General features: G+C 58.7%; 8 protein-coding genes. 6 read left to right on the top strand and 2 right to left on the bottom strand.

Going from position 1 to position 12619, the window contains the following annotated elements; genetic code table 11:
• Window positions 1-480: 480 nt before the first annotated feature.
• From AC5S26_RS25240 to AC5S26_RS25230, 3 genes are read left to right on the top strand one after another with little or no spacing between them, the layout of a single operon-like run.
• Entirely contained in the window at window positions 481-2796 is a 2316-nt protein-coding gene (locus tag AC5S26_RS25240; protein WP_494187726.1) for a glycoside hydrolase family 3 N-terminal domain-containing protein, read from the top strand.
• 20 nt (window positions 2797-2816) lie between these two features.
• Window positions 2817-5129, top strand: coding sequence for a GH92 family glycosyl hydrolase (locus AC5S26_RS25235; protein WP_494187725.1), 2313 nt, complete (start codon window positions 2817-2819; stop codon window positions 5127-5129).
• Between the two features lie 42 nt (window positions 5130-5171).
• Entirely contained in the window at window positions 5172-6482 is a 1311-nt protein-coding gene (locus tag AC5S26_RS25230; protein WP_494187724.1) for a glycosyl hydrolase family 28-related protein, read from the top strand.
• Between the two features lie 9 nt (window positions 6483-6491).
• Here AC5S26_RS25230 and AC5S26_RS25225 read toward each other — a convergent pair whose 3' ends face one another.
• Window positions 6492-7877 (bottom strand): hypothetical protein, encoded by a 1386-nt coding sequence (locus tag AC5S26_RS25225; protein WP_494187723.1) that lies wholly within the window; start codon window positions 7875-7877, stop codon window positions 6492-6494.
• Between the two features lie 305 nt (window positions 7878-8182).
• On the opposite strand from AC5S26_RS25225, the gene AC5S26_RS25220 reads away from it, so the two are divergent.
• The 3 genes from AC5S26_RS25220 (at window position 8183) to AC5S26_RS25210 (ending at window position 11077) form a co-directional block, all read left to right on the top strand.
• On the top strand, window positions 8183-8497 hold the full coding sequence (locus tag AC5S26_RS25220; protein ID WP_494187722.1) for a hypothetical protein: 315 nt from the start codon (window positions 8183-8185) through the stop codon (window positions 8495-8497).
• 61 nt (window positions 8498-8558) lie between these two features.
• Window positions 8559-10541 (top strand): alpha-mannosidase, encoded by a 1983-nt coding sequence (locus AC5S26_RS25215; protein WP_494187721.1) that lies wholly within the window; start codon window positions 8559-8561, stop codon window positions 10539-10541.
• Window positions 10520-11077: a hypothetical protein gene (locus tag AC5S26_RS25210; RefSeq protein ID WP_494187748.1), complete on the top strand. Its 558-nt coding sequence runs from the start codon at window positions 10520-10522 to the stop codon at window positions 11075-11077. Before AC5S26_RS25215 ends, AC5S26_RS25210 begins: the two co-directional genes overlap by 22 nt.
• Before the next feature lie 83 nt (window positions 11078-11160).
• Here the strand turns inward: AC5S26_RS25210 and AC5S26_RS25205 are convergent, their stop codons facing one another.
• The gene (locus AC5S26_RS25205; RefSeq protein ID WP_494187720.1) at window positions 11161-12597 is read right to left on the bottom strand and encodes a hypothetical protein; all 1437 of its coding nucleotides are present in this window, start codon (window positions 12595-12597) and stop codon (window positions 11161-11163) included.
• Between the last annotated feature and the right edge of the window lie 22 nt (window positions 12598-12619).

Raw genomic sequence — 12619 nt, 5'->3', positions numbered from 1 at the left:
AATTCAAAGCAGTCCCAGACAGCATATATGTCAAGGATTATCCGCTTAGGAGCCGAAGTCGTTTTTTTTGATTTGTGCGCATTCAGGAATGCTGCTACTCGGGACCTGATTTTTTACAGGTTCATACGAACTACTAGATAGGCCGACGCATCGTGGAGGAAGGGCAGGGAGGTGCTTATCGGGCACAATAAGTTCACGTAGAGTCAATGTTCATCTGGAGATTCCAGAGCGCGCTTCCCAACTCCGTATGTGATTGGCACTGCACTCTGTGCGATTGCCCTCGACACCGGTAAGTGGACTGAGGTTATTCCGTCGTCTTCAACTTCTTCGGGGTACGTACCTGTTAGCCTTAGAGAGTGGGTTATTCCTTTTGTTTTCAGTAATAAAGGAAACCGTTAGAACCTTCACTAACGTTGCTCCTTCAGTCAGCTCTCAATTACCGTGTTTCAAAATCTGAGATTGATTAGGGTTTGTTACGGAATGATGGCTTATTTTGACTGGAAGCGGATTGGCAGGGGCACGGTTTTGGGGATCACAATCCATGCCCGGGGGCTGGGAATTGTGGGTGTGCTGCTTGTTTGTCTCCTTTGTCCTTTCGGGGTGGGGCAGCAGACACGGTCAGTGAAGGGTGGATCGGCTTTGTATCTCCAGAGGACAGCTCGGCTGGAGCGGAGGGTCGACGATTTGCTGCGCCGGATGACGATCGAAGAGAAGGTCCGGCAGCTGGACATGTATTCGAGTGCGAAGGAGATCGTCGACAAGCATACTGACGATACGCATGCTGATGCTTCGGCCGTGTTTCTTCCCAAGAAGGCTCAGGCTCTGTGGGGTGGTTTGGGGGTTGGGAGCGTGCACGATCTGAACCCTACTCCCCATCAGGCAAATGCGATTCAGCGGTGGGTGATCGAGCATAACCGTCTGGGGATTCCGGCGCTGTTTATTGAAGAGGGGGTGCATGGCTTCGATAACGGCACGGTTTTTCCGGCTCCCCTTGGACTGGCGGCGACGTGGGATAAGGAGCTTGCGCAGGGCACGGGAGCGGTGATTGCCGCGGAGGCTCGTGCAACGGGAGTGGATATGATTCTGGCCCCGGTGCTCGACCTGGCGCGGGAGCCGCGCTGGGGAAGGATCGAAGAAGACTTTGGCGAAGACCCGTACCTAACGGGGCAGTTTGGCCTGGCGTATGTGCGGGGCCAGCAGGGCGAGGGGCTGAACACGGACCATACGGTTGTCAGCGAGCCGAAGCATTTTGCGGGGCACGGTTCTCCCGAGGGAGGGACGAATACGTCGCCGGTGCATATGGGTGAGCGCGAGATGCGCATGGTGATGCTGAAGTCGTTTGAGCCGGCGATCCGCGAAGGTCATGCGATGGCGGTGATGGCCGCGTATCACGAGACCGATGGGATTCCGATGACGGCCGATCCCTTGCTGATGAAGTCGATCCTGCGAAAGGAGTGGGGGTTCCAGGGGTTCGTGCTGTTGGACCTGGGAGCGATTCAGCGGTTGTACAAAGTGCACAAGGTGGCGGCGAGCCCGGAAGAGGCGACCTGTATGGCCATACGGTCGGGCGTGGATATGCAGTTCTACGACTTCGACCATGACGTGTTTCAGAAGGCGCTGATCGACTGCGTGCACAAGGGGACGCTTGCGCAGGTAGACCTGGATCGCGCGGTTCGGTCGGTGCTGCGGACGAAGTTTGCTCTGGGGCTTTTTGACCATCCTTATGTAGATACGGGGCTGAATGCTCGAGTGCATCGTGCACCCGAGCACCTTGCGGTGTCACTGGCCTCAGCGCGGGAGTCGATGACGCTGCTGAAGAATGAGAACCAGCTATTGCCGCTCGCGAAGACGGTGAAGAAGATTGCCGTGATTGGGCCGAATGCAAATGTGGCGCGGTATGGGGACTACGAGAAGGAAGAGAACGGCCTGCACATCAGCATGCTCGATGGAATCCGCAAGGAGGTCCCAGGGGCCGAGGTGAGCTTCGACGAAGGGAAGAAGACCGAAGATGCGGTAGCCAAGGCGAACGATGCTGAGGTAGTGGTTCTGGGGCTGGGAGAGAGGCAGGGGATCTCGGGCGAAGGGTTTGACCGCTCGAACCTCGATCTACCGGGCGATCAGGAGAAGCTGCTGGAGGCGGTGGTGGCGACAGGCAAGCCGGTGGTGCTGGTGTTGCAGAACGGCAGGCCGCTGACGATCGGGTGGGCGAAGCAACATGTTCCGGCGATTGTGGAGGCGTGGTATCCGGGCGAGTTTGGAGGGCAGGCGATTGCCGAGACGCTATTTGGGGACAATAACCCGGCAGGCAGGCTGACGATTACCTTTCCGCGCAGTGTGGGAGAGATTCCGGCGTTCTACAATTCGGACCCGTCGCGGATGGAAAGGTATGTCGATAGCAACGGCAAGCCATTGTTTCCTTTCGGATTTGGCTTGAGCTATACAAGCTTCCGGTATGAGCATCTTGAGGCGGTGGCTCCGGCGGCGGGAAGCAAGGGAGATATACATGTAACTGTAGATATTACGAATACGGGCGATCGCGAAGGGGACGAGGTCGCGCAGCTGTATTTCCGCGAGGATGTGAGCAGCGTGGAGACGCCGCGGCGGTCTCTGGCGGGATTTTCGCGGATTCATCTGAGGCCCGGTGAGACGAAGAAGGTGAGCTTCGGTCTTCCGCAGAGCCAGCTTGCGGTATGGAACGCGGAGAAGCGGTGGGCCGTGGAGCTGGGGGCGTATACGGTTTGGGCGGGCGGGTCTTCGGAGGCCTCGCTGACCGCGCAGTTTGTCCTGAAGCAGTGAGAGGGAAAGACAGGAGCATTATGCAAAAGGCCACTATGAGAAAGACGCGGATAACGATGTGCATTGCCGGAGCATTACTGGTGCTCCATGCGGGGCAGGCGCAGGCGGCCGAGACGAAGGCCCCGGTGGATTATGTACGGCCGAATATTGGCGGCATCGGACAACTGCTTACGCCGACGATTCCGCATGTGCAGTATCCGTATGGGATGGCGCGGCTGGCTCCGGTGACGACGCCGGGCATCACAGACCGCTATCTTGCGGACAAGATCTACGGCTTTCCGGCGGGTCCGGCGATGCTGATGGTCTCGACGGGGACGGCGGATACGCACGCGGAGAGCTATGCGTCGGAGTTCGATCATGACTTCGAGACGGCGATTCCCTACTACTATGCGGTGAACCTGGACACGTGGGATACGAAGGCTGAGCTGACGGCGGGGGAGAAGAGTGCGTACTACCGATTCACGTTTTCTGCGGCTCCTCATGCGCATGTGGTGCTGAGCCTGCGGGATCATGCGGAGATCGCGGTGGTGGGTGATCGCATGGTGCAGGGCAGCGAGAGGATTCATGGAAATATTGCCACCACTTCGGACGCAGAAGGAGAGACGCGGCAGTACTTCTACGCGGAGTTTTCGCGGCCGCTTGCGAGCTGGCAGACGTGGAAGGGCGAGACGTTCTCGCACGACGCCAAGCAGAGCGGCGATGGACTTGGGTTTATCTCGGAGGCGGCGACGAAGCAGGGCGAGCAGGTGGAGGTGCGGGTCGGCATCTCGTACATCAGCATAGAGCAGGCGAAGCGGAACTTGGAGAAGGATGCGAATGGGCGCAGCTTCGACAGGATGAAGGAGGCCGCGCGCGAGAAGTGGAACCAGGCGCTGGATGGAATCAAGACGGCTGGAGGGACGGAGAAGGAGCGCACGATCTTCTACACGGCGCTGTGGCGCTCGATGGGGAGGATGACCGACATCACGGAGGATGACCGTTACTTCAGCGCGTACGACCATGCAGTGCACGATGCGCAGGGGCATCACTTCTACGTCGACGATGGTTTGTGGGACACGTACCGCTCGCTGCATCCGTTGCAGCTGCTGCTGGACCCGGTGCGGCAACAGGATATGGTGCGTTCCTATTTGCGGATGTATGAGCAGAGCGGATGGATGCCGTCGTTCCCCTCGGTCGCGGGGGAGCAAGCGGTGATGATTGGCCATCACTCAGCGGCGCTGATCGCCGATCTTTACGAGAAGGGATATCGCGACTTCGACGTGAACCTTGCCTATCAGGCGATGCGAAAGAATGTGACGGAGGCGACGATGCTTCCGTGGCGGAGAGGTCCGCTGACCAGTCTGGATAAGGTGTACTTCGAGAAGGGATTTTTCCCGGCGCTGGCGTATGGCGAGAAGGAAGATGTGCCGGAGGTGACGCCGGAGCGGCGGCAGGCGGTGTCGGTGACGCTCGAGAACGCCTACGATGCATGGTGCGTGGCACAGCTGGCAAAGGCGCTGGGCAAGACGGAGGACGCGGCATACTTCACCAAACTGGCGCATAACTACGAGAATGTCTTCAATCCTGAGATTGGCTTCATGGCTCCACGCAGCGCGGATGGGAAGTGGGTGGAGCACTTCGATCCGAAGCTGGGCGGAGGGCAAGGCGGGCGCGCCTACTTCACGGAGGTGAACTCGTGGCTGTACACATTCCATGTACAGCATGATGTTGCCGGGCTGGTGCGGCTGATGGGTGGGCGCGAGGCGTTTACGAAGAAGCTCGATCAGTTGTTTGTGGAGCAGTATGGAACGTCGAAGTTCGCGTACCTTGGGCAGTTTCCGGATTCGACAGGACTGGTAGGGCTGTATGCGCAGGGCAATGAGCCCAGCTTCCATATTCCTTACCTGTATGACTTTGTGGGAGAGCCGTGGAAGGCGCAGAAACGAGTGCGGCAACTGCTGGATGTCTGGTACGGGGACGGGCCGTTGGGGATTCCCGGAGACGATGACGGCGGCGAGACTTCGTCGTGGTATGTGCTGAGTGCGATCGGGTTTTATCCGGTGTGTCCGGGAAGCCCGGTGTATGAGATCGGTAGCCCGATCTTCACGAAGAGCACGGTGCGGCTGGGCAACGGCAAGGAGTTCACGGTGGTGGCGAATGGAGCTTCGGCGCAGAGCAAGTACATCCAATCGGCGCGGCTGAATGGGAAGCCGCTGAACCGGCCGTGGTTTCAGCAATCGGATATCGCGAATGGAGGATTGCTGGAGCTGGAGATGGGAGATAAACCGAATGTGCAGTGGGGCAGCCATCCGGAGGATGCTCCGCCGTCGATGAGTTCGCAGGCGGGCAACTGAACTTATACGCATAGAGAGGTGGATGTAATGGAAGAGTTGAGGATGACGTCGCGGAGAGAGCTGTTGTCTCGCGGAGCTGTGGCTGGGCTTTCGCCGTTCCTGCAGAAGGGATCGCAACCCGCGGCAGGGCGGCGTGCGACTCCGGCTGCGGGCTGGAGAGATGTTCGTGAGTTTGGGGCGGTGGGGGATGCGAAGACCGATGATACGGCTGCCTTTCAGCGCGCGCTCGACGAGGTAGGCAAGGCAGGAGGAGGCACAGTGTATGCGCCGACGGGGCGCTATCTCTTCAAGGAATCGCTTACGGTTCCGGGAGGAGTCACGCTGGAGGGGTCGTTCCGTTGCGTGCCTTCACACGTCGGCCTGCGCAACAAGGGAGAGGCGAAGCCGGGCGACGATGGCACGGCCTTCTTCGTGATCGCGGGGCGTGGGAGCGAGGATGGACAGCCGTTCCTTACGCTGAACACGAACAGCTCGCTCTGCGGCGTGACAATTTATTATCCGGAGCAGATTGCCGATGACGAGCCGGTGGCTTATCCGTGGACGATTGCGATGCGCGGGAAGAATCCGGCGGTCTTCGATGTGGAGCTGCTGAATCCTTACCAGGGCATTGATGCGAGCAAGAATGAACGGCACAATATCCGTAACATTACGGGACAGCCGTTGCGGCGCGGCATATGGGTGGATGCGATCTACGATATTGGCCGCATCGAGAATGTTCATTTCAATCCGTGGTGGAGCTCGCACAGTAAGGTCTATGAGTGGCAGACGACCCACGGCGAGGCGTTCATCTTCGGCCGAGCCGACTGGGAGTATGTGCTGAACTGCTTCTGCTTCGGCTATCACGTGGGCTATCGGTTCGTGGAGACAGAGACGGGTGGGTGCAACGGAAACTATCTCGGCATCGGTGCCGATGACTGCAACCGCGCGGTGCTTGTGGAGCAGTGCGCGCCCTATGGCCTTCTGATCGCGAACGCGGAGTTCACGTCGTTCCATGGCGACGATCCCACGATGATCGAAGTGCGGGAGGCGAATAAGGGGGTCGTGCGGTTGAGCAACAGCGCGTTCTGGGGGCCGTGCAATCAGATTGCGAAGATCAAGGGCACAGGCACCGTCGGATTCAGCGAGTGCACGTTCGTGCAGTGGGGCAAACAGGGGAAGCGTGCAGCGATCCAGGTTTCTTCAGGAAGTGTATTGATTCGCGGATGCGAGTTTCTCGAGAACAAGCCACACATTCTTCTGGGAGAAGGGGTGACGCGCGCGGTAGTTACAGGGAATTTGTTCTCGGGACCGGCACAGATTGAGAATCTTTCGCAGCGGGATGTGCAGATTGGATTGAATGCGGCTTCTGCCTGAGCAAAGCGATCAGGAACTCGCGGGGTTGGAGATCAGAATGTGGCAGGCCTCGATGGTCTCGTTGCTGGGGATTCCGGCCATCGTGTTCAACTTCACGAGCAACTCGAATCGCTGCATGGGGCCTTGGCGTGAGAGACCGCAGTGTTCGAGGGCGGCTGCCAGCCTTGCGCCGGTGAGGATCCTGCCGGCGGCTTCGGTTCCTTCTGCATCTGCTCCGGCGAGCAAAAGAATCTGCGCGTGCTGATCGAAGTTGCGAACCAGAGCGATGATGGCGTAGGTCTTGCCGGTCGCTCCTCCCATCGCGGTCGGAATGTATTGAGCGGCCTCGTTAGGGCGCGGGTGAACGTTGCGAATGATCTCCTGTCCGGAGTTCTTATCGTAGACGAACTGGAAGTCGAGCTGGTCGCTGAAGAGGGCGGACCATGGGTTGGAGCGCGGGCTTCCGAGCAAGATGAAGTTGTTGTCGTTCTGCAGATCGGCCATCTGGATGCTGCGGGCGGTGCGCACCAGGATTCTGTTGGCATGGGCCTCTACCAACTCGCCGATATGAACGGCGATTTGGACGTCGGCTGCGGCGGCTTTGTCGGATCTCATGAAAGAGTCGCGAAAGCGCCTCATCTCCGGGGTCATGCCGTCGGAGGCGGAGAAGACGCGATGATTCACATAATCGGAGACTGGGACTTCAGTGCCCGTGAACTGCTGGATCGCCGCCATATCCGGATCGCTGGTGATGAGATAGACGGGATGAGGCGAGCTGAAGAATCCCCCCAGGGGAGTGAATGACGCGCGCCGCGACTGGAGATGGTGCCAGACGTAGCCCCAGACGAAAAGGTTCAGAAGCACGATCAACGCGATTGCGACCTTTGCGAAGCTCAGCCGCGATTGGACCGGATGAGCGCGAGGAGGTTCGGGAGCACTTTCGATGCGTGGTGCGGGAGGAGAAGCGGGGTCGCTGCTAGTCTCGAGGACGCTCTGTATCGCCGAACAGGGCTGTGTGGAGGCGATCTGGGTGGCGATCGGAGCGCCAGTAAGATGCTCGTGACCGCCTGGATCGTAGTGAAACTCAGGAAGGTAGGAGCCGAGGGGCAGGGCGATCCGGACATCGAAGGCGGAGGCATATTTGCCGTAGTGCTGGAGTAGGCGCTTACGAACATCGCTCGCAGTGACGCGAACGATGGCATCGTTTCCGGTGTCGTAGGAGGGCGACCGGCCAAACAACTCGACACCGATCAACCGTTCTTTCAGGGAGTTCGGATGGCCGGCAAGGGCCTGTTCGACGATGTGGCGCAGGAACTGCGCGCTCCGTTGACTACCGCGGAAGGCCTGGCCCTCAAGTACCTCCTTCAGATGCTTCTGAAGGAAAGCGATGTCCGCTTCGGACTCGACGAGCTTCATCGTCTGTATATCGTTCGTGGAGGGCGCAGACATAAAGAAAGGGCGGCGCAATTCTAGCACTCCGGATATAGCTAAGTCTCGGAGCGGCCAGTGTTACCTCCTTTTCAAATGGAATCGCGACGTAACTACCGTTAGGGCCTTCCGCATTCAACCAGAGCAAACAATTTTAGGGAGATGCGAAGACGTTAGAAGGTGAAGCTAACGTTGCCGCACAAAGCTTCGGTCAATTAGCGTGATCACTCCGTTCTGAATCAAGAAAGCCAGAATCTCGCGGGGCAATTGGATCAACAAGGATTGGAGAGGATATGTCTGTGGGAAGAGGGCAGCGAGCGTTGAGGAAGATGGGGTGGCTTGTGACGATCGCTGTATCGTGCTCGGCGGCATCGGCGCAGCAGATCGGCGTGACTTATTCCGCCACGGATCAGACCAAGGCGGCCCTGAAGAGCCTCTCACCAGCATCGCAGATTGTGATGGAGCGGCTGGAGCATCTGGGGAGCCTGCCCGTCGGCGACCTGCGATACCACGCCGGCGCCCTGCGGGATGGATCGTCGGATGCACTGAACGATGCGTCGTGGGGGACGATCCAAATTCCGTACACGGCTTCAACGGATGAAGTCTAGCTGCGCAAGAGGATCGAGATCCCGAAGTCGATCACGGTTATGATCCGACGGGAGCAAAGTTGTGGCTTCAGGGCCGACGCGCGGGGACGTAGTGGTTTACGTAGACGGCAAGCGGATCGCTCGAGGCGAGGACATGGAGCCTTTGGTGCTACTGAATCCGATCAAGCCGGGCGACAATCTGCTGCTTGCGATTCATCTCGGCAAGACGAATGAGCAGAAGCGGTTGCGGCGCATGGAGTTTCATGTCGACTTTGCGCCGAACCGGCCGAACCCGGAGGTCCTGCGCAAGGAGTTGATATCTGCAGCGCTGCTGGTTCCGTCACTTCCACCGGAGCGCAAATCCTCCGTGGATCAGGCGATCGAAGCGGTCAACCTGAAGGCTCTTGATCGTGGCGATTCGCAGGCCTTCGACCAGTCGCTGGAGAAGTCGAAGCAACTGCTCGATTCGCTCAAGTCAACGCTGCAGGCCGCGACCTTCCATCTGACTGGAAACTCGCACATCGATGCGGCGTGGCTGTGGCCCTGGACCGAGACGGTGGACGTGGTGAAGCGCACCTTTGGTTCGGCTGCGCAGCTGATGGATGAGTATCCGGACTATACCTATACGCAGTCGGGGGCGCAGTACAACGTGTGGATGGCAGAGAAGTATCCGCAGCTGAATGACCGGATCAAGCAGCGGATCAAGGAAGAGCGATGGGAGATTGTAGGCGGCATGTGGGTGGAGCCCGACCTGAACATGCCGGATGGCGAGTCGCTGACGCGGCAGATTCTAGTTGGCAAGCGCGCATACAAGCAACTCTACGGCGTCGACGTGAAGATCGGCTGGAACCCGGATTCGTTCGGGTACAACTGGCAGTTGCCGCAGATCTACAAGAAGTCGGGGATCGATTATTTTGTCACGCAGAAGATGTCGTGGAACGAGACCAACCAGGTTCCTCTGAAACTGTTCTGGTGGCAGTCGCCGGACGGCAGCAAGGTGCTGAGCTATTTCCCCGATGGATATGGCAACACAAACTTCAGCCCGATCCGATTGTCGAACGACCTGTTGCACGCGCGGAAGCTGAACCCGGGTCTCGACAATATGATGGATCTGTATGGTGTGGGAGATCACGGAGGCGGGCCCACCCGTGCGCTGCTGGACGAAGGAGATCAGTGGAAGGCCGCCGACAGGACGATCCCGAAGATGAACTTCGGTACGGCGCAGAGCTATTTCAATGATGTCCAGGGGCGGATTGCCTCCAATTCCCCGACCTGGAACTACGAGACGGCGGCGGCCGGGAAGACCGAGCTGCCGACTCCTCCGGATGGCAAGATCAGCATTCCGACCTGGGACGACGAGCTGTATCTCGAGTTTCATCGCGGCGTATTTACGACGCAGAGCAATCACAAGCGCAATATGCGGGAGGCAGAAGTCGAGGTGCTGAACGCCGAGAAGTATGCCTCTCTGGCGTGGCTGGATGGCCTGCCTTATCCCGGCGATCAGATTACGGACGCGTGGAAGAAGGTTACGTTCAACCAGTTTCATGACCTGGCCGCAGGCTCGGGAATTGGCGTGATCTATAAGGATGCGCAGGATGACTATGACCAGGTCCGGCGTGTCACGAACGAGGTGGATGCCAAGTCACTGCGCACGCTGGAGTCGCGAATCGACACGCGCGTGGCAACACCGAACACAGTTCCGCTACTGATCATGAATCCGCTGGGATGGAAGCGCTCGGGTGTGGTGGAGGCGGATGTGCAGATGCCCACGGCTACGCCGTCGGGGGTTTCGGTCGTCGATTCGCAGGGACGTGTGCTGCCCTCGCTCGTCGTCTCCAGCGACAAGAAGACGAGCTCGTATCATCTGTTGGTTCAGGCCCGGGATCTTCCGTCGCTGGGCTATGAGGTGGCGCATGTTGTCGCCGGGCACAGAACGTTTACCAGCGACCTGAAGGCGAGCAAAACGACGCTGGAGAACAGCTCCCTGAAGGTGACCGTCGATCCAAAGGTAAGGCGTGGGCGACCAGTGGATGGAAGTCGGCGCTGTTCGGCGGTTTCCAGCTGAGCGCCAGCTACGAGGTGCAACCGGGCATTCCAGTCAACTTCGGCAACGCGTTCTTCATCGGAGACGTCAAGGCCAGCAGCATTAAGATCAAGAATCCCGTGTATCACAACGAGCAGGCCTCGGGAGGCTCGAACTACGTGCAGTGGCTGACCCCTGGGACCGTGACCGCAACTCCGACCACGGTTACCAATCCCGATGGCTCGACGACGACAACTTGCACTTACACGGGTTATGGCTTTGTGACCAATCCCGCGTGCCAGCCCACGGGATTCAACTCAAGGGTATTTCCGGCACGCGTGGATGGAGTGCGCCAGATGGGCATGAATGGGGCTTCGGCGAGCGTGCAGAGGGAGTTCCATCTGTACGAAAGGATCAGACTGGAGACGACGTTCAATGCTTACAACGTCTTCAATCATCAGGTGCTGGGCGGCGTAAACAGTAATCCTACGGACCCGAACTTTGGCAGGGTCTTTGGTGACGGTTGGCCCAACTCCTCCGGTCGATGGCTGTCGATCCAGGGACGACTGCGATTCTGACACGGTTTTAGCTGGACCCCTCCGGGGCGTTATGGGCTCCGGATTTTTTTGCCCAGGCACTTCTTCGATGACTAATTCAGCAATTAGTGTTCGTCGGTTTCGGGCAGGACGTGGCAGGCTTCCACGTTTACGTTTGTTGGGGAGCCTGCCATCATGTTCAACCGCAGCAGAAGCTCGAAGTGACGTACCGGTCCTCCAGCGGAGATACCACACGTCTTGAGGGCTGCGGTCATGCGGGGCACATCGGTTACGAGCTTTCCTGCGGCCTCGGTTCCTTCGGCGTTGGCTCCGCCCAGAAGGAGAACGTTGCCGTTCTGGTCCGGATTGCGAACCATTGCGATGATGGCATATGACTGTCCGGTGGCCCATCCCAGGGCGGTCGGAACATATTGAGATTTTTCGTGTGGTCCCGGATGCGCGTTGAGGACGATCTCCTGCGCGGAGGCCTTGTCGTAAAAAAAACGGAAGCTCATCTGGTCGCTGAAGAGCGCCGTCCACGGGTTCGAACGCGGGCTTCCGAGGAGGACGAAGTTGTCGTCGGTCTGGAGGTTCGAGAGCTGGATGCTTCTTGCCGAATGAACCTCCACACGGCGCGAACTGGCTTGTGCGAGTTCCGTAACTCCGACGGCGATTGGAGTGTCGACCAGCGCCGCCTTGTTTCCCCCCAGAAGGATGCGGCTGAGTTGGTTTGTCTCGGGCGTCAGCTGCTCCGGGTGAGGAATGTAGTTGTGATTCGCGTAGTCCGAGATAGTGATGACCTGACCTGTATATCCCTGAATCTCCGCGATATCGGGGTCACTGGTGATGAGCTGCAGAGGGCGCGGGGAGCCCAGGAGGGCCGACCAGGGAAGAACTCGGCGAGCAGCCTGCGAGTGGTGGATATACCGGGCCCAGAAGAAGATCCACACTCCTATATTAAGGATGGCCAACGCGAGCGCGAGATAGAGCCACCGGCGGGCTGGTCGACGAACCGGCTGTTCTTCCATAGAAGCGGCGGATTGGGGCTCGGTTGTGGACGAGCTCCCACGCGCCTGAGGCTCTGGCTTGGCGATGACTGCAAGTCCGTTTGAGGATGGAAGTGCAATTTCGATCAGAGTTGATGGTGCCTGGTCCAGACCGGGGTCGGGTTTTGTGTCGCGAACAATCTCCGGGATATAGGAACCGAGGGGAAGACTGATGCGGAACGGAGACTCGGTTCCGTAACGGCCATAGTGCTGCAGCAAGCGTTTTCGGACGTCGCTCGCTGTGACCCGGACGATCGCATCCTCGCCAGTGTCATAGGTTGGAGAACGCCCGAAGAGTTCGACCCCGATGACGCGCTCCTTGAGAGAGTCGAAGTGCCCGGCGATGCCCTGATCGATGATGTATTGGAGAAACTGCCCGCTGCGATGGCTTCCTTTGAAGGCGGCGCCTTCGACGATGTCCTTTACGTGCTGCTTGAGGAGAGCCAGATCTTCTTCTGTCTCGGCGATCTTTGCAAATTCGACGTTATGAGGGTTGCTCTGTCGTGAAGAAGACATGAAAGTGCCGGAAAAGAAATTC

It is taken from the genome of Edaphobacter sp. FHG110511_03 (assembly GCF_059115365.1).
The sequence above is the reverse complement of the archived record's forward strand: the minus strand, read 5'-3'. Positions and strand labels throughout refer to the sequence as shown.